Genomic DNA, 23,225 nt, shown 5'->3' with positions numbered 1-23,225 from the left:
CGGGCTTCGTCACCCGTCAGATGGCTCTCACTGTATGCAGCGGCGCGAGTTCCGTGGAGGTTCCTCGGGCTGCCTGGCGGTCTCAGTCAATAGGCGTTCGCTGCACGACAACGGGGGTCACGAAACGGTTGCGAAACCGATGCGCATTCGCGCCGAGGGCACGCGAAAGAGGCGCCCCAGGGGCACACGAACGTGTTGCGCAGCGCCCGAGTCAGGCGCGGCGCAGTTCACTCGGCGACAGGCCGAATGCCGCCTTGAAGACGCGGCTGAAATGGGCGGCATCGGTGAAGCCCCAGCGCGCGGCAACGGTCGAGACGGTGCGATCCTGCAGCACCGGATCGAGCAGGTCGGCGCGGCACCGATCGAGGCGGCGCTCGCGAATCCAGGTCGAGACGGTGGTCTCGGCCTGCCGGAACAGCGAGTGCAGGTGCCGGGTCGAGATGTAATGCGCCGCCGCGATGCTGTTTGGCGAGAGATCGGAATCCCCGAGGTGGGTTTCGATGTACGAGGTGATCTTGTGCAGCAGAATCTGATGCGGATCGCGCTGCCCGGGGTCGGCGTCGAGAATGCTGGAGAAGAGCGTGCTCATCAGGTCGAGGCTCGTGTGCGCAAGCTTGGCGCGCACCCGCGAATCGAGCGAGGCGAGCTGTGCCGGGAACTGTGAGAGGAACGCGGTCACCACGGGTGCCAGCCCGTTGTGCTCCCTGCCGAGCGATACTGCGGTGAGTTGCTCCGTGAACGGGATCGGGAGATCGACGCGATCCTTCGGGAACATCATGATGAGATTGCGGAAGTCTTCGCCGAAGAGCAGGGAGTACGGCCGCGATGTGTCGTACACCGAGAGATCGCCGGGTCGCATGACCACCTCGCGGCCGTCTTGCACGAGGATGCTCGACCCGGTGAGCAGCAGACTCACCTTGTAGTACCCGCTGCCCCCATCGGCGATCGTTTCAGGGGTGCGCTCGACCAGATGCGGGCGCGCAGCGACCTCCGTGAACACGACGTCGTCGGCGTCGGCCGAGACCATGCGAGCGGAGAACGGGCCGTCGTGCTCGGTCGACACGCGCAACGGCACGAATGATGACGCGACCATGCTGCGAAATGTCCCGAGGTCGGGTGCGAGTGTTCGAGGAGCGTTCGAACGCGCATCGTTCTGCGTCATTGCAGTCGTCATGTGTCGTCCCTCCGGCATCTATGGCGGTAGTGGTCGGTGCCGAACCAGTGGTGCCGTGGTTGCGGTCTTGCTCGGGGCGGCCCGCACGGCGGTGTACTTCGAGAGGATACACCTCACCGCCGTGCGTGCTCGCAGCTCGATTCAGGCGGGAGCGACCTCGGCGAGGGATTCCTCGAGTGCGTCGAGCAGCACCGGCAGTTCGGCGGCGCCGAAGGCGAGCGGCGGGCGTACCTTGAGGACGCTCTCGTCTCGGCCGATCCGCGAGATGAGCACGCGCTTCGCCTTCATCGCCTCGACGACGCGTGCCGCGATCTCGGGTGCGGGTGCGCCGTCGACCGCGAACTCCAGGCCGAGAAACATACCGGCGCCCTTCGCGCTGCGCACGCAGGAGTACTGCTCCGCGAACGCGTCGAATCGCGCTCGAGCGATTCGACCGAGGTCGTGCGCCTGCTCGCGCAGTCGGCGATCGTCCATTTCGAGCAGCACCGCTTCGCCGACGGCGGCCGACACCGGATTTCCGGCGAACGTGTTGAAGAACTCGTTGCGCGATCCGAACGCATCGAGCACTGCCTCGCTCGTGACGACTCCCGACATGGGGTGTCCGTTGCCCATCGGTTTGCCCATCGTCACGAGGTCGGGCTCCAGTCCGGCGTATTCGTGCCCCCACATGTGCGTGCCCGTGCGCCCGAATCCGCTCTGCACTTCGTCGGCGATCACGAATCCGCCGGCCGCGCGCACGCGATCGGCGATGCCGCTCAAGAGCCCGCGCGGCACGCGGGGCATGCCCTCGGTGGAGAAGAGCGGGTCGAACAGGCACGCGGAGACCCCGAAGCCCGCCTCTTCGAGCGACGCGATCGCTGCATCGACCGAGGCGAGGGCGTCGGCGAGCACCTCTGCTTCTGGGCGCGCATCGTGGTCGAGATCGGGAATGCGGATCGCCCGCACGTGAGCGCCGAGCGGCTCGCGCGTGCGCAGTCCGGTCGTCAGTTCGGCGAGCGTAATCGTGGTGCCGTGGTAGCTGTAGTCGGAGACGATCACGCCCTGCGACCCGCTGAGCTGCCGAGCGATTCGCAGTGCGAGCTCGTTGGCCTCCGACCCCGAGTTGCCGAAGAAGACACGGTCGAGCTGCGGGGCGAACGTGCTGAGGAGTCGCTCCGCATAGTCGATCACGCGCCCGTTCAGGTAGCGCGTGTGCACGTTGAGCGTTGCCGCTTGTTCAGTGAGTGCGCGCACGACGCGGGCGTTCGCGTGACCGACGTGGGGCACGTTGTTGTATCCGTCGAGGTAGCGTTCGCCCGATGCCTCCGTCATCCAGACGCCGGAGGCGGAGACGAAGTGCAGCGGTTCGGCGTAGAACAGCGGCGAGTAGGGGCCGAGGGTGCGCGAACGGCGCTCGAGGAGTGCAGCGGTGGAGAGCATGAGGGTCCTGTCGGTGGAGGCGGTGAACAACGGTGAATGGTGGGCGACCTGGGAGGCGCTGAGTGCGGCGAGAGTCAGGTCAGGGTGAGGATCGCCGAGCCTCAGCGGTCGATCAGCTCTCGGGCGAGTGCGACGACGTGGGGCAGCACGGTGCGCGCGTGCCACTCGGCCGTGGGCTCGCCGCGCCGGTCGGCCGACCAGCCGAGATAGGTGAGCCCGCGTGCGAGCAGGATCGCGGGGAACACGTCGTGGTCGGCGTCATCTAAGGGGCGCACCGCGGTGTACCCCGAGAAGAGCGCCGTGCGGTACTCGGTGGCGCGGGGGTGGGGCGTGAAGAAATAGAGGGCGGTGGCGAGGTCGAAGAGGTGCCATCCGGCGGCGAAGTCGTCGAAGTCGATGAGCACGAGACCGTTGGGCGTGCGCAGCACGTTCTCGGGAGTGAGGTCTGCGTGGATCGGGCCGAAGCGGTGCGCGGGCGTGCCGTAGGCGGCGAGCTGTGCGCGCACGCGATCGATCGCGGCGATGACGACGGCGCGATCGGCTCCGGCGAGCTCCGCGAGCCGGAGCGGATCGCCCCAGGCGGGGGCCGGCCCGATGAGGCCATCGAGATCCCAGTCGTCACGGGGTACCGCCATGGAGTAGCCCGACTTCGCGGTGGCGTCGTGGACTTCGGCGATGAGTCGGCCGAGTGCGGTGAAGTCGGCGGGGTCGAGGTTCGCCGTGCCCGCCACCGCGGAGCGTTCGTCGCCGAACGTTCCGGAGTTCGGAATGAGGCGCTGCAGATCGACCTGATGCGGTCCGCTCGCGAACCCGGTCTCGGTCTCGGCGCCGACGACGACGAAGCCGCGACCGTCGGGTGCGGGAATGAACTCGGGTACGGCGACACCGGCGCGATGCAGTGCGCGAACGAAGTCGAGTTCGCAGGCGAGTTCATCATCGGAGTGATACCCCTGGCGGTGCACGCGGGCGACGTAGTCGTCTTCGGCGTCGCTGAACGCGAAGACGAAATTCTCGCGGTTCTTCAGCAGCGTGAGTTCGACCTCAGCGGTGCGACCGAATGCGGGGAGGGCGGCGCGCACGAGTGCGGTTGCGGCGGTGAGATCGGCGGTGACCATGAGGCCTCTCGGTGTGTGGGGTGGGTGGTGATCCCGCATGAATTTGGGCCGTGCGGGACTATTCTGTACTCGGAGTATAGAAACTGAACTCAGAATACACAAGAGTCGCGTGACTCGCCTAGACTGGTGCTGTGGTCCCCGAGATGCTCACCCCAGCCCCCGTTGCGGCGACGCTGCGCGAACGGCGCCAGCAGCGCACGCGCGCAGATCTCGTCGACGCTGCCCTCGCGGTGATCGCCGAGGTGGGAGTGCACGAGGCCACGATCGAGCGGGTGTCGGCGGCATCGGGCATCTCCCGGGGTACGGTGTATGCGCATTTTGCCGGCGGGCGCGATGCGCTGCTCGCCGCGGCCTACGCGGAACTCGGGCGCCGGCAGGTGGAGCGAACGCTGCAGGCGGTGTCCGAAGCCGAGGGCTGGAGCGGGCGGCTGCTCGCGCACGCCCGAGTGCTCTTTGACCTGGCTCGCGACGAGCACACCGGCGACTTCTACCACGTGTCGGGGCCGACCCTCGTGAAGCATGGGCCTGAGCGCGGGATTGGCTCGGGTGCGAGTGTTCTGCTCATCGCCGACACGCTCGCGGTTGCGCGGGGTCACGGTGAAGTCGACGCTGCGCTCGACGCGCAGATGACTGCGGTGCTGCTCGTCGGTGCGCTCCGAGAAGCGGCGATCGCGGTCGCGGCGGGTGAAACGACAGCCGACCAGGCCTTCGCGTCATTCGCCGGCCTGGTGAACGGGCTTGCGAGCTCCCGATAGGCGCTGCCCTGGTCGGTCAGTGGTGCTCGAACGCCCCCAGTAGCGCGTCGACGGCCGCTCGCGATCGTTCGGTGCGCTGCGGCTCGCGGTCGAAGTCTCCGATGAAGACATTGCCGAGCGCGGTCGTCAATACGCCTTGAGCCGCGACCTCGTGGAGCGGGCTTCCCGCGCCGGGGTAGGCGGCGGCGATGAATTCGACGAGACGCTCGCGAGCCGACCCGTAGGCCTCGGCGAGCACGGCGGCGATGTCGGGGGAGGATCGCGCAAGCTCGACGAACGCGAGCACGATGGCGTTGTCGGCGCTCGAGCTCGCGAACTCGTCGCCGAAGAGGTAGTCGAGCGCGGCCGGCAGATCGTCGATCTCGGCGGGCAGCACCGCCGGGGCGGCGTAGAACGCCCGCGCCGTGTCGAGCAGCAGCCGGTCGCGGTTGCCGACGAAGTGGCGCACGTGGCCGCGGGACATGCCGGCGGTGTCGGCGATGCGATCGAGCGTCGTGCCGCTGATGCCGTGCTGCGCCATCGTCTGGAGGGTAGCGGCAATGATCTGCTCGCGGCGCTCGTCGGCGACTGAAGGGCGTGCCATGGCGAATCCTCTCTGAAACGGGCTGCGGGTGCAGGGTGCCGAATGCGAAGCCGGGGCTTCGCAGCGCGGCCCGCACGTGCAGGCTCCCCTCGAAGACTAGCGATGATTTCGACGAAGTAAAAATTGTCTAGTCAGACTTGACTATTTATTGACATCGTCCCTACAGTGATCCCACCGGCACCGCCCGGACCCGGCATCCGCACCGCGCGATTGCCCGCATCGACCCGTCTCGAAGGAGTGACATGGCCGACTACCTGCGCCTCGAAGCCGCACCGCTGAGTGCGCTCGCCACCGAGGAGCGCGTGCGCACCCGTGACGGTGTGCACCTCGCCACCGACGTGTATCTGCCCGCGAGCTCGGGCACCGGCGGCACCGCTGACCCGGCAGCGAGCGATGCGACCCCGGGGGATACCATCCTCATTCGCCTGCCCTACGACAAGAGCGGTGAGTACACGTTCATTCCGCTGGTCGCCGAGTACTTCCTCGCTCATGGATACCGCGTCGTTGCGCAAGACGTGCGCGGCAAGTTCCGCTCCGAGGGCGATGCGTTGCTCTTCGTGAACGAGGTCTGCGACGGTGCAGACACCCTGGACTGGATCGTCGCGCAGCCCTGGTCGAACGGCCGTGTGGCGATGTGGGGCGACAGCTACTACGGCTACACGCAGTGGGCTGCGGCGGCGAGCGGGCACTCGGCGCTCCGGGCGATCGCCCCGCGCGTCACCGGCACCGCGCTCGGCGAACCGGTGCACCGAGATGCCGACGCCCGCGAGCGCGCGGTCGAGATGGGCATCACCAACCTGTACCCGCTCACCCACTTCCACGGCAACGACACCTATCTGTGGGAGCCCGACTGGTCTCGACGTGACTTCGAGGCGCAAGCCGAAGCGTTCCAGACCTGGGCCGGCTCGCGCTCGATCTCGTACGACCAGTGGGTGCCGCACCCCGTGACGCTGCCGCGCTTCCCGGCCGGCAGTCCATTCGCGGGTCGCTCTGTGCCGGTGCTGCACACGATCGGGTGGTGGGACAACTGCGCGCCGCTCTCGTGGTCCGATGTCGCTGAGATTCGCACGCGGCCGGGCTGGGATGCGCTTCACTACCTGCGCATCGAATCGATCGATCACGAGAGCTATCAGCTCATCGAGGCTCCCGGCGATCGGGTGCCGGATCGCACCGAGGCACAGATCCGCGCCATTCTGCCGCGCACGCTCGACCCCGCGCTCGCGTTTTTCGAGGTGTTCGTGCGCGGCAACGGCGCCGCCGAAGACATTCCGCGCGTGGTGTGGAACCTGGCGGGCACCGACGAGGAGCGCGTGGAGACGGTCTGGCCGCCGGCCAACGTGCGGCACGAGACCCGGTTTGCGACCGCCGACGGCGAGCTGGTGGCGGATCGCCCCGCCTCGACGAGCGCACTGCAGTGGGCGCACGACCCCGACCACCTGGTTCCATCAACCGTTCCCGATGCCTTCTCGTACCTGCTCTACCTGCCGAACGAGGCTCCGATCGGCGACCGCGACGATGTGCTCGTCTTCACCGGCGCTGAGCAACAGGCCGATATCGAGCTGGCGGGCCCCGTCACCGCGACCCTGAACGTGCGCTCCTCGGGCCCCGTGCTCGACTGCTTCGTGCGCTTGCTCGACGTCGCGCCCGACGGCACCGCGCTGCGCATCGCCCGCGGGCAGCGGCAGCTGCGCGAAGCCGAACGCGGAGGTGAGCTGCGGGTCGATCTCGGCCACGTCGGCTACCTGTTGCGGGCGGGCCACCGGCTGCGCGTGCACGTGTCGAGCAGCGACTACCCCGAGTTCCTGCCCCAACCCGGCACGGGGCGCGACCCCTGGACGGACGGACTCGTTACCGAACGCAACACCCAAACCCTGATCGTGGGAGGCGTCGACGCCTGCGCGATCGAACTCCCCGTGCTGAACGGAGCCCTCGCATGACCATCGATCCTCACACCCTGCATACCGACCCGGCCGTGCTGGCCCAGCTGCCCGCGCCTCGTCTCGAGTTCGTCTTCGAGATCCGCGCCTCGATCGCCCCCGACCACCACATCGGGCGAGGGGTCGACGAGGCGCTGAGCTTCACCCCGGTGACCGGCGGCACCGTGCGCGGTCCGGCACTGAACGGGGAGGTGCTCTCGGGCGGCGGCGACTGGGCGGTCACGCGATCCGGCACCGCCGAACTCGAGGCCCGCTACCTGATTCGCGCCGATGACGGAGCGGTGATCGACATCGTGAACCGCGGGTACTTCCGCGCGACTCCCGAGCTGTTGAGCCGCATGGAAGCGGGGGAAGACCTGCCCGAGACGACCGACGGCCTGTACTTCCGCACGTCTCCCGTCTTCCAGACCGACGCCCCCGCGCACCGCTGGCTCGCCGAGCACCAGTTCGTCGGGCTCGCGCGCGACGACCGCGGGCAAGTGTGCGTGCGCGTCTTCGTGCTGCGCTGACACCGACGGCACCGCGCAGTGGTCACAGCCATCGGCCACGGCCACCCCATATCAACTCCGATCCACCCCGAACCGCGCGGCCGAGTCGACGACGACCGGTCGCACCCGCGAAAGGAAGCATCATGAAACGAACGGCACTCACCGCCGGGCTCGCGCTCGGCGCCGTCGCCCTGCTCGGTCTCACCGCCTGCGCACCGCGCGACTCCGCCTCGAGCGGTGATCGTACGCCGATCAGCGCGGCCGACCTCGTCGCCTCGACGCCCGCCGGCACGCAGCCCGTCGACGAGGTCACCTGGTCGGTGCTGGAGGGGGAGCCGGCGACGCTCGACCCGGTGTCATCGGCGAACCTCATCATTCCGAACCTCTGCGACAATCTGCTCTCGCTGCAGCCCGACTTCTCGGTCGAGCCCGGGGTCGCGACGAGTGCGGAGTGGACGACCCCCACGACCTTTGTGATCGAGCTTCGCGACGACGTGACGTTCTGGGACGGCACCCCGCTGACCGCAGTCGACGTGGTCTACAGCCTGGAGCGCAATCGCTCGCCCGAATCGCAGTGGTTCAGCGCCTTCGCGCTCGTCGACAGCATTGCGGCGACCGGAGACCGCGAGGTGACGCTCACCTTCACCGCGCCCGACTCGGCGTTCCGCGATGCGATCGCCGGGCAGGGCGGTGCAGTGATGAGCGCCGCCTACGGCGCGAGTGCGGGAGACGCACTGGGCACATCCGACGGCGGACTCATGTGCACCGGCCCGTACGAACTCGCCGACGGCGGATGGAAGCCGGGCAGTGAGATCGTCACCACGGCGAACCCCGACTACTGGAACGGCGCGCCCCTCGTGCAGTCGCTGAAGTACGTCTTCGTGACCGATTCCTCGACGCTCGCGACCGCGCTCACGCAGGGCGAGATCGACGGCGCCCTCAACGTGTCGCCGAGCTCGCGCGCCGCATTCGAGGGCGACGGAGCGGGCAGCCTGATCGTCGGGCCGTCGACGGCCTCGTACAGCTTCGGGCCCACGACGTCGGAGGGGCCGGCGGCGAACCCCGACATTCGCCGCGCGCTGAGTCTCGCGATCGATCGCGACCAGTACATCTCGACGGTGCTGGGTGGGCTGGGCGAGGTGCAGCGCACCATCGTGCCGCCGTTCACCTTCCAGGAGCTCGCTGCGGCAGACACCTACCAGGCCGGCTACGACGCGCTGCCGGCCCCCGAAGTGGACCTCGACACCGCGAAGCAGCTCGTCGCCGACAGCGGCGAAGACGTCAGTCGGCCGCTCGTGCTCGCCGTGCCGGCCGGTGCCACGGAGTTCAAGAACACCGCGCAGATCGTGCAGAGCGCCGCGAAGCAGATCGGGCTCACCATCGAGATCAACGAAATGCAGGCCTCCGATTTCGGGGCGATGTTCTACGATGCCGGGGCCCGAGAGGGCATCGACTTCGTCGCGACGCAGGGCTACCTCGAGACTCCGGGCGTGCTCGGCTATCCGACGCTCTTCATGCTGCCGGAAGATCTCGGCGGCGTCTTCAACTGGAGCGGGTACCAGAACGACGAGGTGACCGCGCACATGCAGGCCGCACGCACCGCGACCGACGAGCAGACCGCGGCTGACGAGTTCGTCGCCGCGCAGCAGATCTTCGCTCCCGACATGCTGCAGGTCACCCTCGCCGGCGCCTACCAGCTGAGCTACCTGAACGACGATCTCAGCGGTATCACGAGCTCGGTCGCGATGTACAGCAGCCCCTGGGCGCTGCACCTCGGCGGCAAGTGATGCGGCGGGGCAGCGCGAACGGAGAATCGCCATGAACACCGCACTCGTGCGCGCACTCGCGGGCCGACTCGGCGGGCTCCTGCTCACCCTGTTTCTCGCGAGCGTCGTGATCTACGCCGCGCTGCTCCTCACCCCGGGCGACCCCATCGCGGCACTCGCGGGCGGGGCGAAGCCGACCCCCGACCTGGTCGCGCAGATCCGTGCGGAGTACCACCTCGACGACCCGATCTGGTCGCGCTACCTCCAGTGGCTGGGCGGGGTGTTCTCTGGCGACTTCGGGCGATCCTTCGTCTACAAGACCGATGTGCTCACGCTCATCGCACCGCGCTTCGGGGTCACCCTGCAACTGGTGCTGCTCACCGTCGTGATCATCCTGTTCGCGGGCGTCGGCTCCGGAGTGCTCGCGGCGACCCGCGGGCCCCGGGTCGACCGGGTGATCGGACTGCTGACGGCGCTCGGCATGGCGCTGCCGACCTTCGTCGTGGCGATCCTGCTGATCTGGGTCTTCGCGAAGTCGCTCGGCTGGTTCCCGGTGTACGGCGAGGGCGCGGGCGGGTGGGATCGCGTGTGGCACCTGATCCTGCCCGCGATCTCCCTCGCCGTCATGTTCATCGCCTACATCAGTCGGGTGACCCGCAGTTCGCTGGTGGCCCAGCTGCACTCCGAGCACGTCGAAACCGCACGCGTGCGCGGCATTCCGCGCGGTCGCATCTTCCGGGTGCACGTCTTCCGCAACGCGGCACCGCAGATTCTCGCGATCTCGGGTACGACGGTCGCCGGGCTCTTCGCCGCGTCGGCCATCGCCGAGCAGGCGTTCGGGCTCGGCGGCATCGGGTCCCTGCTCACCGAGGCCGCCGCCCGCAAAGACTTGCCGGTCGTGCAGCTGGTGTCTCTGCTGCTCGTCACCATCTTCGTCGTGCTCAACGCGGTCGCCGACCTTGTGAGCGCCCTGATCGACCCCGACAGCGTCGGGTCCGGGAGGATCGCATGAGCGTCGCACAACTCGCCGCGGGGCGCACCCCGCGCGCGGTGCAGCGGGCGGCACGCGCCGACTGGCTGTTCCGCATCGCCCTGGTCGTGTTCGGCCTCGTCGCGCTGGCCGCCGCACTCGGCCCGTCAGTTGCCCCCTACGACCCCAACGAACTCTCGGTGGGCGACATCAACGGGGTGGGTTCGCTGGCGCACCCGTTCGGCACCGATGACGTCGGGCGAGACATCCTCTCCCGGGTGCTCGCCGGCGCGCGCACGAGCGTCATTGCGCCGATCGCAGTCGTACTGCTCTCGACGGTGCTCGGCTCGGCACTCGCGATCGTCGCCGCCTGGTTCGGCGGGGTCGTCCGCGGCACGATCGCCCGCGTCATCGACGTCATCTTCGCTATTCCGGGCCTCGTGCTCGCGGTGCTCGCCGTCGCGATGTTCGGCAAGGGCGTCGTCGCACCCGTGATCGCGCTGTCGATCGCCTACATTCCCGTCGTCGCCCGGCTCACGCAGACCGCGGCGTCTCGGGAGCTCGGCAAACCGTACATCGCCGCACTCCGCGTGCAGGGCGTCTCGAGTCTCGCGATCTGCTTCCGGCACCTCGTGCCCGCGCTCATCCCGGTGGTCGCGGCGCAGGTCGCGGTCGGATTCGGGTACGCCATGCTCGACCTCGCCGCGATCTCATTCCTGGGGCTCGGCGAACAGCCGCCCGCCGCCGACTGGGGATCGATGATCGCGAGCGGACAGGCCGGCATTCTCGCCGGAGCACCCGAGCAGTCGATGTACCCCGCGATCCTCGTCGTCATCACCGTGCTCTCGGTGAGCATCATCGGGGCACGCATCACCACCTGGGCAGAGGAGAAGGAACGATGACCGCAGCCCCCGTACTCGAGCTCGACCACCTCTCCATCGCGACGCCCGAGCATCCGCTCGTGCACGACTGCACGCTGACCGTGGGAGCCGGCGAGGCCGTCGGCCTGGTCGGTGAATCGGGATCGGGCAAGACCCTCTCGGTTCGCGCCGTCGCCGGCCTGCTCCCGGCGCACTTCCGCACCGGGGGCACCGTGCGACTGCTCGGCCACGACCTCGAGCGCACCCCGCCCGCCGAACTGCGCGAACTGCGTGCGCGCCGCCTCGGCATGATCTTTCAGACGCCCCGGGCGCACCTCAACCCGCTCCGCACCATCGGCGACTTCCTCACGGAGGCGCAGGTGACCGTTGGGCGCGTGCGTCCCGACGCGGCCGCGCGGCGGGCGACCGAACTGCTCGACGAGGTCGGCATCACCGATCCCGTTCGGCGGCTGCGCCAGTACCCCGCCGAGCTCTCGGGCGGGCTGCTGCAGCGCGTCATGATCGCGGCGACGCTCGCCATGGACCCCGAGATACTGCTCGCCGACGAGATCACGACAGCGCTCGACGTCACCACCCAAGAAGAGGTCATGGCCCTCATCGGCGACCTCCGTCGCGATCGCGGGCTCTCACTGCTGTTCATCACCCACGACCTCGCGCTCGCCGGCGCCGTCTGCGACCGCGTCGCCGTGATGCGCCAGGGGCGCACCATCGAGACCCTCGACGCCCGCACCATGCGCGCCGACGCCCGCGAAGAGTACACCCGCGTGCTCATGTCGGCGTCGCTCGGCGATGGGACGTCGCGGGCGGTATCAGTTGAGGCTGCGCCCGAGATCGCCGATGTCTCGGGTGCTGCGGGGCTCACCGACGTCGACGCGGTCTCCCATGCCGCGTCCGCTTCCGAACCGGCACCCGAGCCGATTCTGCAGGTTGCGGGTCTGCGCAAGACCTTTCGCGTGCGGGGAGCCGGAGGCGCCCGCGAAACGTTCGTCGCCGTCGACGACGTCGCATTCGCGCTCCACGCCGGCGGGTCGCTCGGCATCGTCGGTGAATCCGGATCGGGCAAATCGACCACCGCGCGCATCATCTGCGGCCTCGAACGCGCCGATGCCGGCACGGTCACCGTCGCCGGGGACGACTGGAGCACGCCGGCACGCCGCGGAACGGAGCGCCGTGCACGGGCGAAAACTGTGCAGATGGTCTTCCAAGATCCGTACCAGTCGCTCGACCGCCGCCAAACCGTGCGCCAGTGCCTCGACGAGGCGATCCGCGTGCATCGCAAACGGGCACCTCAGTCCGAGATCACCGCCCGCATCGCCGAGCTCGTCGCGCAGGCGCGACTCGACCCCGAACTGCTCGATGCGCGCCCGCGCGCACTGTCAGGCGGACAGCGGCAGCGCGTTGCCATCGCCCGTGCGCTCGCCGCAGAACCCGAGGTGCTGGTGCTCGATGAGGCCGTCTCAGCGCTCGATGTCACCACGCAGGTCGAGATTCTGAGCCTACTGGACACCATTCGTCGTGAGACCGGCGTCGCGCTGCTCATGATCACCCACGACCTCACGGTGATCCGGCGACTGTGCGACGGCGTTATCGTGATGCGGTCGGGGCGCGTGGAAGAAGCGGGAACGGCCGAGCAGATCCTCGACGATCCGCAGGCCGAGTACACGCGACTGCTGCTCGACTCGATTCCCCGCGAGGGGTGGGTGCCGCGCCGACGCCGACTCGGTCGCACGTCGGCGATCCCGACCCTCACCGGGCCGGTCGCCGCCGCACCTCGCTCCGATCTCGACCGTGGCCGCACTCGTGGCCGCATCTCCGAACCGAAGGACCCCGCATGACCGACACCCTGCTCACGCCCGCGTTCGAGTACTGCTTCGAACTGCGCGTCGCCGTAGCCGATGCGCTGCCCATCGGCGGATCGACGCCCGAAGAAGGGCTGCACTTCGCACCCATCACCGGCGGCACGTTCGACGGCCCGCGCCTGCGCGGCCGCATTCTGCCCGGCGGCGGAGACTGGTGGAACGGTCGAGGGCTCACCGTGCGCCTCGACGCCCGGTACCTCATCGAGGCCGAACTCGACGGGGGCGCGACCGCAGCGATCGACGTGGTGAACCGCGGATACTGGCGCACCGACGAGGCGGGCCTCGCGCGCCTCGAAGCGGGGGAGCACGTCGGCGAAGACGCCATGTACTACCGCACTGCGTTCGTCTTCCAGACCGAGCATCCCGAGCTTGCGTGGCTCACCGCCTCGCAGTTCATCGGGTATGCGCGGCCCGAGCCCGGGCACGTGGTCATCCGCGTGTTCCGGCTTATCTGAATCACGCCGCAATCGGCACCCTCATCTCGAAGGAGCGATGAAATGACCCCCACCGACAACCGCACCGACCACCGTGACGACGCTGCTGCGGAGCCCGCACCCGCCGACCTCTGTCTGGTGAACGGTCGCGTATTCGACGGACGCGTGCGCACCGATTCCACCGGCGTGGCGGTGCGGGGAGACCGCATCGTGGCCGTCGGCTCCGACGAGCGCGTGCTCGCGCTCCGTGGCCCCGACACCCGGGTGATCGACGCGCGAGGCGGGCTCATCACGCCCGGTTTCGTCGATGCGCACGTGCACGCCGCGTTCGCCGGGGTCGAGCGCCTGAGCTGCGACCTCAGCGGGGCGCGGAGCGTCGACGAGACGCTGGAGCTGATCCGAGAGGCCGCGCACGAGACGGGCGGTGGTGCCGGCACGGGTGCCGGTGCCGACCGAGATGCCTGGATCACCGGTGGAGGCTGGAGCCACGAACTCTTTCCGCACCCCACCCGCCAGCAGATCGACGCCATCGTGCCCGATCGCCCGGTCGCGCTCTCTGACGCGGGGCACCACACGCTCTGGGTGAACTCGCGTGCGCTCGAGCTCGCCGGCGTGACCGCCGCAACGCCGCAGCCGCACAACGGGCACATCCACGTCAACGAGCAGGGGGAGCCGACGGGGTATCTCAACGAAACCGCTGCGGAACTCGTCGGCCGGGTGATCCCGCCGTCGACCGACGCCGAGATCGCCGCCGGCCTGCTCAACGCGCAGGAGTACCTGTGGTCGCTCGGCATCACCGGCTGGCACGAAGCGATTCTCGGTGAGTACAACGGTAAAGCCGACTGCTCGGCAGCGTACCGCGAGCTCATCGCATCGGCGGAGCTGCCGAGCCGGGTGTCGGGTGCGCTGTGGATCGCCCCCGGTCTGCGCGAGCACGACGTGCCCGAGCTGGTCGAGCGCTTCGTGCGGCTGCGCGCCGAGAATGCGTCGGCCGACTTCGCGACGTCGACCGCCAAAGCCATGATCGACGGCGTGCCCCACGGCGGCACCGCCGCACTGCTCGAACCCTACTGCTCGCACGGCGATCCCGAAGCCTCGACGGACTCGGGCGAACTGCACTTCGCGGAGGGGGCCATTCGGGCATTTGTGCAGCAGCTCGACGCCGCCGGATTCGCGCTGCACCTGCACATCATGGGGGATCGCGGAATCCGCGTGGCGCTCGACGCAGTCGAGGCGGCCCGCGCCGCCAACGGACCAGGGCCGCGGCACCACGTCGCGCACCTCTCGATGATCCACCCCGATGACGCCCGCCGCTTCGGGCCGCTCGGCGTGACCGCGAACATGCAGGCGCTGTGGGCCGCACCCGACCCGCACGTCGTCCCCATGATCGGCGAGGAGCGGATGCGGCGCGGCTACCCCTTCCGCACCCTCGCCGACGGCGGCGCCGACCTCGCGATGGGCTCGGACTGGCCGGTCTCGCCGCCCGACCCGTGGCTCGCGATCCACGTCGCCGTGAACCGATCGCTGCCGGCGGCGCCGGATGCGGTGGTGGGTGCTGAGGAGGCTGAGGGGTCTGTGTTCGGCGACGCCGCGGGTGGTGCTGGTGCCGGTGCAGCTGAAGTGCTCGACCCGGCGCAGGCGCTCACGCTGGCCGAGAGTGTGGCCGCCTACACCAGTGGTTCGTCGAGCCTGGTGCTCGGAGTCGCCGGGCGAATTCGCGTCGGCGAGCGCGCCGACCTCGCGATCGCGACGCGTGACCCGTTCGACGGTCCCGCTGCGGCGGTGATCGCCACGGCGACGGCCGCCACAGTCGTCGCCGGCCGCGTGGTGTTCGAGGCGGAGGCGCGCTAGGGCGGCGCGCCCGCGCCCGCGCCCGCGCCCGCCAGCCGGCGCCCCTGCCCAGCCGCCCGCGCCCCACCCTCTCCTCGACCGCACCACTTTTTCCCGAGCCACCGCCCCCTCCGCCGAACGCACCACTTTCTCCCAAGTGCACCCCTGTGGGGTCGGTCCACTCGGCAGAACGTGGTGCGTTCGGGGCGAAGGTGATCCGCTCACATGCCAGGCCCGAGCGCGAGTTGACTCAAATGCTGTGGATACCCGATGCCTGCCTGGTCACGTGCCGCATGCTCGTGAGGTGGATGATCTCGGCAGACGACTGACGCAGGCGACCGACGCGCTCAGCTCCAGCAACCAACTCGCGCGTTCGGGCGTCACCGCCCGCGGTCTGGCGCTTGCGGTCGCGCATGGCGACTTCGTTCGCCTGAGGGCGGGGTGGTACGTCGCGGGGGAGTATTGGCGAAACTCGGTTCCCGAGTCGCAGCACCTTGCCGCAATCGTCGCGGCGCAGCGCGCGGCGAACTCACGGCTGACGTTTTCGCATCGGTCGGCGGCGGTGCTGCACGGACTCCCGGCATGGAGCGACTGGGTGTGCGGAGCGGCGCGCGCAGCGATTCCCGACACTCGACGCGTGCATGTACTGGGTCAGCCGGGCGGGCGGGGCGGAGCCACACCCGCGATCGTGCGGCACCGCACCCACGTGCATGCCGCAGATGTCGAGGAACTCGAAGGGCTGCGAGTCACGCGGGCCGAACGCGCGGTTGCCGACCTTGCGCGAACCGAACGATTCTCTCTCGCCCTGGCGTGCGCCGATGCGACGCTCTGTGCACGCGCCCGGCGTGGGCAGGTCGTCGACGAGGCCGCATGGCAGGGATGGCAATCGAGCATGCGCAGGATCGCGGAAACGTCGTGTGAGCGCCGCGGAGTTCGAGCGGTTCGCGCGTTGCGACTCCTTGCTGACCCGCGGGCCGATTCTCCGTTCGAGAGTGCCGCGCGTTTTCGGCTCGTGCAGCTCGGGTTCGAGGTGCGATTGCAGGTTGAAGTCGTCGTGCCGCAGCTCGGACGGTACTTCATCGACCTCGAAATCGTCGATGCGCAGGTATTCATCGAGTGCGACGGCCGAGCGAAATATCTCGATTCCTCATTGAACGGCGGAACACCCGAACAGGCGTTCTTCGCTGAAAAGCGTCGCCATCATGGGATTGTGGCTCACACTGGCAAGCCGCTTGTGCGCTTGGAATCCCATGACAGCAGAACCCTCGAAGGATTGTCCGGGGTGCTCGCCGCGCACGGCATCCATGTGCCCGGGCGACCTGCGCAGTCTCACGATGCGCACATCGTGAGACTGCTGCAGCGTGCAGGATGAGAGATGGCACCTCGAACGCACCGGTTTCGTGCGAGCGCACCGGCGCAGATCGGGTGCGGTCGCGAGAAACTGGTGCACTCGCGGTAGGGACGGGGCGCGTGGGGTGCACTCGCGGTGGGGGACGGGGCGTGGGGTGGGCGTGTGCCCACCCCACGCCGCAGTACCTACTCGGCGTCGGGGACGTCGAGGCCGTTCACGCGCTGGATCTCGCGCTGGTACTCCGCGACGACGCTGCGCGAGACGCGGCAGTCGAGCAGGATCGTGCCGTACGCCCCGTTCTCCGACCAGGTGCGCAGCGCATCGAGGTCGTCGAGGCCGCGCACGCGCACACCTGTCGCGCCGAGCGCCGACGCCATCCCTGCGAAGTCGACATCAGGGATGAGCATGGGGCCCTCGTCGAGTCCCATCGCGCCGTACAGGTGCACCTCGGCGCCGTACGCGCCATCGTTCCAGACCACGATGACGCAGCTCGACGCCGTGCGAATCGCGGTCTCGAGGTCGGCGAGCGCCATCAGGCCGCCGCCGTCGCCCGTGCTGAGTACCGTCGTCGTGCCGGGAGCCGCGGCGGCCACACCGGCCACCGTCGAGAACCCCAGGCCGATCGTCTGGTAGGCCGTGCCCACCATGATCATGCGCTCGGGCGACTCCACCGGCCAGTACATGTTCGCCCAGCCGAGGAAGTGGCCGCCATCGGTGGTCACGTGACGCTCCGCGGGCAGCAGCTCCCCGAGGCGAGCGGCAACGGCGCGCGGATCGAGGCGTCCGTCGGCGCAGAGCCCGCCCGAGATGCCGGTGCTGCGCGCGCGCAGCGCCCCATCGGGCTCAAGTCCGGTGACCCGGTCGCGCCATCCCGCGCTGGTCCCGGGGCTCGCGGTCGCTCCGCCTTCGGCAGCACCCGCCGCGCCGGCCCCGCGCACCGCGGTCACGCCCGCGAGGATACGCTCGACCGTTTCGAGCGCGTCGCCCTGGAGCAGCTGGTGGGTGATCGGCCGGTTGGTCTTCGGGGCGGCCACCTGTTCTGTGTCGACGCGCAGCACGGTGGTGCCCGCGCCGAAAAGATCGCCGAAGCGCATCGTGAACTGGTTCAGGCTGGCGCCGACGACGAGCACGACGTCTGCGGTTTCGACGAGCTCCATGGCGGCGTGCTGGCCGAATCCGCCGGTCACGCCGAGATCGAACTGCGAGGCCGGGAAGTGCCCGCGACCGAGTGCGGTCGAGGACGTGATGGCACCGAGCGCGTCGGCCAGTTCGCCGAGCGCAGCGGAGGTGCCTGCCAGGTGCGCGCCGTGGCCGGCGATGAGGAGGGGGCACTCGGCGCCCAGAAGTGCGCGCACGGCGGCCTCGACCTGGTGGTCTGCGGGCCGCATCTGCACGATCGAGGTCGACGACGTCGCGGGGCCGGCAGCGAGGGCGCTCGAGGATCCGGCGTCGGAGCTGGAACCGGAGGCAATCGCAGGCGAGGTCGATGACGCTGCAGCCACCGCCGACCCTGCGACCGATGCCGAGAGTGCCGCGATGACCGCGGGATCGTCGAGGTCGATGCCGGTATCGGGTGCGGCGGCTGCATCGAGCACCGCGGGCGCGCCGGATACAGCGGAAGCCACGAGTGCGGCGGGTGCTGCGACAGCCGAGGAGACGAGATCGTAGGGGATCGCGAGGACCACAGGCCGGCGCACGCGCAGCGCGTAGGCGACCGCGCGATCCACCGTGCGTTCGATGTTCGTTACCGAGAGGGTGTGCGTGCGGATGCCGAGGGCGGCGGCGAGCATCTCTTGGTCGACGTCCCACGGGCGCGGGCCCGTGCTGGGCGCGTCGCCGACGACGACGAGCATGGGGGTATGCGCCTGCGCCGCCTCGGCGAGTGCGGTGAGCGCGTTGGTGAAGCCGGCACCATAGGTGGTGGTCGCGATTGCGAGCTTGCCGCTCACGCGCGTGTAGGCGTCGGCTGCGGCGACGGTGCCGGCCTCGTGGCGCACCGCGACGTAGCGGAGGCCGAGCGCGTTCAACTGCTCGATGAGGTGGGCGTTGCCGTTGCCCATGAGGCCGAACGAGACGGCGGAGTGGGGTGCGAGTGCGGTCGCGAGCGCGCGCACCAGAGTGGTGTCAGACATCACAGATCCTTCGGGAGGGACACGAAATACAGGGAACCGTGTATGTCTCGCCGGCGGCTTCGCTCAGCAGCAGCGCCCCTTTTTCGAGCGCCTTCTCCGGCCGGGTCGGGGCGAACCGACCGAACTGGACGATCTCATCATACTGGCGGATCGCGTTCGGTGCTCAGCGGTTCTCACGATGGCAGAGCGGCGTTTCGCGGCCCTGAAGTCGCCGCGTCTAGCGGTAACTCTGCGCGATGCGCTCGGCGGCTTCCTGGAGCGTATCGACGACCTCGCCGATCGTATCGGGCACTTTGAAATGCACGACGGCGATCGCTGCGGGAGGTTCGCCGGCGATGCGCAGCGGCACAGCGATGCCCGTGACGTCATCGATCACTTCGGCTCGACTGATTGCGTAGCCGTTGCGCCTCGCCTCGCTGCCCGACTTGCTCATCTCGGGTTCGCCGAGGTACGCCTTGCGCTCGGCGCGTGTCAGCGATGACTCGATCGCGTGCCCGGGGGCGCCGCGATGCAGCGGGTGGCGCACGCCGGGGTTGCGGGCGATGGTCGCGGCGACGTTCGACGGCTCGGCGGTGACCAGAGTGACGACCTCGTCAGCGTCGAGCACGGTCACGAATGTGGTCATGCCGAGTTCATAGGCGACTTCGGTGATCACGGGCATCGCGGCGGTGTGCAGCGCGGGGGCGACACCACGCGCCAACACCATGAGTTTCGGGCCGAGTCGAATGTGTCCGGCTTCGTCACGCGCGACGAAGCGGCGCTCCTCGAGCGACCGCAGGATCCGGTACGCGTTCGAGCGGTGCACGCCGAGGCCGGCAGCGAGTTCGGCAATCGACATCGGTGCGCCGGCCTCGGCGAGCAATTCGAGCGCGCGGAGGCCCCGGGAGAGCGTCTGCGAGCCGGCAGTGCCGCCGGTACCGCCGGCCGCACCGGCGGTCGTGCCCGGAGCGGTGCTCGCCTCGGTCTCGGGTGCGGCGTCGCTCTGAGGGGTCATGCGTCCATTCTCTCGGATCGTTTGGGTTCGCGTGTTGCGCACGGCGCAGTCGCCACATATTCTTGCTGTGCAGTATTCAGACTGCGTGTTCAATTATAGAACACGCTCCCGGCGGCCAAACCGTCGGGCAGTGAGGAGAAACAGTGCAGTTCCACCACCACGGGTACGTGTCCACCGACCCCCGCATCCTTCCCGCGGCCGGTGTCGGCCTCGATCGCCCCGCAGATCTGCCCGAGAACATCGACGTGCTGATCGTCGGTTCGGGCCCCGCCGGCATTGTCACGGCAGCGCAGCTCGCACAGTTCCCGAACGTCGTGACGCGAGTGGTCGAGCGTCGCGACGGTCGACTCGTGCTGGGCCAGGCCGACGGCATCCAGGCGCGCAGCGTCGAGACGTTCCAGGCCTTCGGATTCGCCCAGCAGATTACGCAGGAGGCCTACCGAATCACGGAGACCGATTTCTGGAGCCCTGATCCCGAGAACCCCGGGAACATCGTGCGGAGTTCGATCACGCCCGACGACCCGAAGGGCATCAGTGAGTTTCCGCACCTCATTGTGAATCAGGCTCGGGTGATCGACTACTTCGCCGAGTACGCGCGTCGAGCGCCGGCCCGCGGCGACGTCGACTACGGATACGAGTTCGTAGGCCTCGAAGTGACGGGCGAGGGGGAGTACCCGGTCACCGTGACGCTTCGTCGCATCACGGGTTACACCGGAGCCGGCATCAACGCCGAGAAGACCAACGACGACGCGGGTGAGACCGTCATCGTGCACGCGAAGTATGTGGTCGGCGCCGACGGTGCCCGCTCCAACGTGCGCCGGGCTATCGGCGGCACACTCGCCGGCTCGACCTCGCTGCACGCCTGGGGCGTCATGGACGTGCTCGCCGTCACCGACTTCCCCGACTTCCGGAAGAAGTGCATCATCCACTCGCAGGCCGGAAGCATTCTGCACATCCCGCGCGAGGGCAACCACCTCGCGCGCATCTACGTCGACTTGGGCGAAACCGATGAGCACGATGCGGGGAAGGTGCGCGGCACCGCCCTCGAAGACGTCATCGCCCGGGCGAACGCGATCCTGCACCCCTACACGCTCGATGTGAAAGACGTGCCCTGGCACAGCGTGTACGAGGTGGCGCACCGGCTCACCGATCGGTTTGACGACGCCGCGACGTCGCCCGACGGCAAGGGCCGAGTCTTCTTGATGGGTGACGCCTGCCACACGCACAGCGCCAAGGCGGGGCAGGGCATGAACGTGTCGATGCAAGACGGGTGGAACCTGGGTTGGAAGCTCGGCTACGTGCTCGAGGGCCGCAGCCCGGAGTCGCTGCTGCAGACGTACTCAGACGAGCGGTGGGTGACCTCCAAGAACCTCATCGACTTCGACCACGAGTGGTCGACGCTGATGGCGAAGAAGCCGGAGGCGTTCGAGAACCCCGGCGAGGTCGAGGAATTCTACGTGCGCACGGCCGAGTTCCCGGCCGGCTTTATGACCGAGTACACCGAGTCGATGCTCATCGGGAACGACGGGCATCAAGACCTCGCGAGCGGCTTTACGCTGGGCAAGCGCTTCAAGTCCGTGCTCACCACGCGTGTCTCGGACGCGGTCGATATCCACCTCGGCCATCACCATCGCGCCGACGGACGCTTCCGCGTCTACGCCTTCGCCGACGCGGCCGGTGAACGGCTCGACGCTTGGGCGGCCTGGATGCTCGAATCGCCCGAGTCCCCGCTCGCACGGTTCACGCCTGAAGGATCAGACATCGACGCGATCTTCGACGTCAAAGCCGTGTACCAGCAGCACCACCACGGCGTCGATCTCGAGCGCGTCTCGAAGCTCTTCCTGCCCGCGTCGGGCCCGTTCGGGCTCACCGATTACGAGAAGGTCTACGCAGCGCATCCCGACGACGACATCTTCGACGCGCGAGGCATCAGCCGTGACGGCGCCGTCGTGATCGTGCGCCCCGATCAGTACGTCTCGGCGATTCTGCCGCTCGACGATCCGGCGGGCGTCGCGGCGTACTTCGCTGAGTTCCTGCTCGAGCACTGACCCGCGCCGCCCTCGCCCGCACCGCACTGCGCACATGACTGAGGCCCCCGGATCGCATCGGATCCGGGGGCCTCAGTCATGCTGGCCGCTGCACGAGTCAGCAGCCGAAGGGCTTACTTCGCGGCGAAGCGGAAGAGCTTCTTGTTCGCGAACTCGAGCATGCCGACCTTGCCGAGCTCACGGCCGTAGCCCGACTTCTTCACGCCACCGAAGGGCACGTCTGCACCCTCGAGGCCGGCGCCGCCGATGAACACCATGCCCACATCGAGCTGGTTACCGACCTGCTCCGCGCGATCGAGATCGTCGCAGATGATGACCGAGCCGAGGCCGTAGGGCGAGGAGTTGGCGAGATCGATCGCCTCCTGATCGCTCGACACCTTGTAGAGCTGCGCAACGGGGCCGAACAGCTCCTGGCTGTACACGTCCATCGCCGGGGTGATGTTCGTGATGATCGACGGCGTGTAGAGGTTGCCGTCGGGGGTGTTGTTGCCCACGAGCACCTCGGCGCCCTGATCGATCGCGCCCTGCACCTGCTTCGTCAGGGTGCTGGTCGCCGCCGCCGACGACAGCGGACCGAAGTCGCCTGCCTCGTACGACTGGCCACCGATGGCCGCCTTGTACTTCTCGGCGAACGCGTCGAAGAGCGAGTCGATGACGACGATGCGCTTCGAACCGTTGCAGGCCTGCCCGGTGTTCTCCATGCGGCCGCCCACGGCGTGCTCGACCGCGTGGTCGAGATCATCGGTGTCGAGCACGAGGAAGACGTCAGAGCCGCCCAGCTCGAGCACGCACTTCTTGAGGTGCTGGCCGGCCTGCGCGGCGACGATCGCGCCGGCGCGCTCCGAACCGGTCAGGGAGACGCCCTGCACGCGGTCGTCGGCGATGATGTCGGAGAGCTGCTCGTGCGTGGCGAACACGTTGACGTAGGCGCCCTTCGGGAACCCGGCGTCGAGGAAGAGCTGCTCGAGTGCGAGTGCCGACTCGGGGCACTGCGCGGCGTGCTTGAGAACGATCGTGTTGCCCAGAATCAGGTTCGGCACCGCGAAGCGCGCGACCTGGTAGTAGGGGTAGTTCCACGGCATGATGCCGAGGATCACGCCGGTGCCCTGGAATCGGAAGAATGACTTCAGGCCGTCTTCGACCTCGAGCTGCTCATCGGCCAGCCACTTCTCGGCGTTGTCGGCGAACGCTGCGGTGATCGCGCCCGAGAACTCGGCCTCGCCGATCGACTGGTCGAGGGGCTTGCCCATCTCGCGGTTGATGATCGCGCCGAGCTCGTCCTTGCGCTCGTCGAAGAGCTCCGCGGCCCGCTTTGCGAGGGCGGCGCGCTCGGCGACCGTGGTCTTGCGCGACCAGTTCTGGTAGGCCTCCTGGGCCGACGCGAGCGAGGCCTCGATCTCCTCTGCGGTCGCGTCGGGGTACTCGGCGACTGTCTCGCCCGTAGCCGGATTGATGACGGCGAACGTGCTCATAGGTGACTCACTCCTTA

The 23,225-nt window shown here is 68.8% G+C and carries 18 protein-coding genes; 11 read left to right on the top strand and 7 right to left on the bottom strand.

The window, feature by feature from the left end; all coding sequences use genetic code 11:
* Positions 1-211: 211 nt before the first annotated feature.
* The 3 genes from AMS67_RS05305 to AMS67_RS05295 all read right to left on the bottom strand — a co-directional run bounded on the left by AMS67_RS05305 (position 212) and on the right by AMS67_RS05295 (position 3,708).
* Positions 212-1,174, bottom strand: coding sequence for an AraC-like ligand-binding domain-containing protein (locus tag AMS67_RS05305; protein WP_053386435.1), 963 nt, complete (start codon positions 1,172-1,174; stop codon positions 212-214).
* A gap of 141 nt (positions 1,175-1,315) precedes the next feature.
* Positions 1,316-2,593, bottom strand: a complete 1,278-nt coding sequence (locus tag AMS67_RS05300) for an aspartate aminotransferase family protein (RefSeq protein ID WP_053386434.1) — start codon at positions 2,591-2,593, stop codon at positions 1,316-1,318.
* 101 nt (positions 2,594-2,694) lie between these two features.
* On the bottom strand, positions 2,695-3,708 hold the full coding sequence (locus AMS67_RS05295) for a phosphotransferase enzyme family protein (RefSeq protein ID WP_053386433.1): 1,014 nt from the start codon (positions 3,706-3,708) through the stop codon (positions 2,695-2,697).
* Positions 3,709-3,839: 131 nt separating this feature from the next.
* Here AMS67_RS05295 and AMS67_RS05290 point away from each other — a divergent pair, with 131 nt between their 5' ends.
* A complete protein-coding gene (locus AMS67_RS05290; RefSeq protein WP_241487995.1) occupies positions 3,840-4,463 on the top strand; it encodes a TetR/AcrR family transcriptional regulator in 624 nt (207 codons plus the stop codon).
* 16 nt (positions 4,464-4,479) lie between these two features.
* Here the strand turns inward: AMS67_RS05290 and AMS67_RS05285 are convergent, their stop codons facing one another.
* A complete protein-coding gene (locus AMS67_RS05285; protein WP_053386432.1) occupies positions 4,480-5,046 on the bottom strand; it encodes a TetR/AcrR family transcriptional regulator in 567 nt (188 codons plus the stop codon).
* A gap of 242 nt (positions 5,047-5,288) precedes the next feature.
* On the opposite strand from AMS67_RS05285, the gene AMS67_RS05280 reads away from it, so the two are divergent.
* From AMS67_RS05280 to AMS67_RS05240, 9 genes are all read left to right on the top strand, one after another.
* Positions 5,289-6,983, top strand: coding sequence for a CocE/NonD family hydrolase (locus tag AMS67_RS05280; RefSeq protein WP_053386431.1), 1,695 nt, complete (start codon positions 5,289-5,291; stop codon positions 6,981-6,983).
* Positions 6,980-7,492, top strand: coding sequence for a DUF3237 domain-containing protein (locus AMS67_RS05275; protein WP_053386430.1), 513 nt, complete (start codon positions 6,980-6,982; stop codon positions 7,490-7,492). Before AMS67_RS05280 ends, AMS67_RS05275 begins: the two co-directional genes overlap by 4 nt.
* Positions 7,493-7,614: 122 nt before the next feature.
* Positions 7,615-9,258 (top strand): ABC transporter substrate-binding protein, encoded by a 1,644-nt coding sequence (locus AMS67_RS05270; RefSeq protein WP_053386429.1) that lies wholly within the window; start codon positions 7,615-7,617, stop codon positions 9,256-9,258.
* A gap of 31 nt (positions 9,259-9,289) precedes the next feature.
* The gene (locus AMS67_RS05265) at positions 9,290-10,249 is read left to right on the top strand and encodes an ABC transporter permease (RefSeq protein WP_053386428.1); all 960 of its coding nucleotides are present in this window, start codon (positions 9,290-9,292) and stop codon (positions 10,247-10,249) included.
* Entirely contained in the window at positions 10,246-11,109 is an 864-nt protein-coding gene (locus AMS67_RS05260; protein ID WP_053386427.1) for an ABC transporter permease, read from the top strand. The genes AMS67_RS05265 and AMS67_RS05260 overlap by 4 nt, the downstream gene beginning before the upstream one ends.
* On the top strand, positions 11,106-12,923 hold the full coding sequence (gene nikE / locus AMS67_RS05255; RefSeq protein ID WP_053386426.1) for a nickel ABC transporter ATP-binding protein NikE: 1,818 nt from the start codon (positions 11,106-11,108) through the stop codon (positions 12,921-12,923). The genes AMS67_RS05260 and nikE overlap by 4 nt, the downstream gene beginning before the upstream one ends.
* Complete coding sequence (locus AMS67_RS05250) at positions 12,920-13,402, top strand: DUF3237 domain-containing protein (RefSeq protein ID WP_053386425.1); 483 nt, start codon at positions 12,920-12,922, stop codon at positions 13,400-13,402. The genes nikE and AMS67_RS05250 overlap by 4 nt, the downstream gene beginning before the upstream one ends.
* A 42-nt stretch (positions 13,403-13,444) precedes the next feature.
* Positions 13,445-15,232 carry an amidohydrolase gene (locus AMS67_RS05245; RefSeq protein WP_053386424.1) on the top strand — a complete coding sequence of 596 codons (1,788 nt, stop codon included), beginning with the start codon at positions 13,445-13,447 and terminating at the stop codon, positions 15,230-15,232.
* 283 nt (positions 15,233-15,515) lie between these two features.
* Complete coding sequence (locus tag AMS67_RS05240) at positions 15,516-16,583, top strand: putative endonuclease domain-containing protein (protein WP_053386423.1); 1,068 nt, start codon at positions 15,516-15,518, stop codon at positions 16,581-16,583.
* Positions 16,584-16,747: 164 nt separating this feature from the next.
* Here AMS67_RS05240 and AMS67_RS05235 read toward each other — a convergent pair whose 3' ends face one another.
* Positions 16,748-18,694, bottom strand: a complete 1,947-nt coding sequence (locus tag AMS67_RS05235; protein WP_053386422.1) for a thiamine pyrophosphate-binding protein — start codon at positions 18,692-18,694, stop codon at positions 16,748-16,750.
* 217 nt (positions 18,695-18,911) lie between these two features.
* Complete coding sequence (locus tag AMS67_RS05230; protein WP_053386421.1) at positions 18,912-19,688, bottom strand: IclR family transcriptional regulator; 777 nt, start codon at positions 19,686-19,688, stop codon at positions 18,912-18,914.
* 143 nt (positions 19,689-19,831) lie between these two features.
* On the opposite strand from AMS67_RS05230, the gene AMS67_RS05225 reads away from it, so the two are divergent.
* Positions 19,832-21,736, top strand: coding sequence for an FAD-dependent monooxygenase (locus AMS67_RS05225; protein WP_053386420.1), 1,905 nt, complete (start codon positions 19,832-19,834; stop codon positions 21,734-21,736).
* A 113-nt stretch (positions 21,737-21,849) separates the two neighbouring features.
* On the opposite strand, the gene AMS67_RS05220 is transcribed toward AMS67_RS05225, so the two are convergent.
* Entirely contained in the window at positions 21,850-23,208 is a 1,359-nt protein-coding gene (locus AMS67_RS05220; protein ID WP_053386419.1) for an NAD-dependent succinate-semialdehyde dehydrogenase, read from the bottom strand.
* Between the last annotated feature and the right edge of the window lie 17 nt (positions 23,209-23,225).

This window comes from Leucobacter japonicus (assembly GCF_001273855.1).
GTDB classification, from domain to species: domain Bacteria; phylum Actinomycetota; class Actinomycetes; order Actinomycetales; family Microbacteriaceae; genus Leucobacter; species Leucobacter japonicus.
The sequence above is the reverse complement of the archived record's forward strand: the minus strand, read 5'-3'. Positions and strand labels throughout refer to the sequence as shown.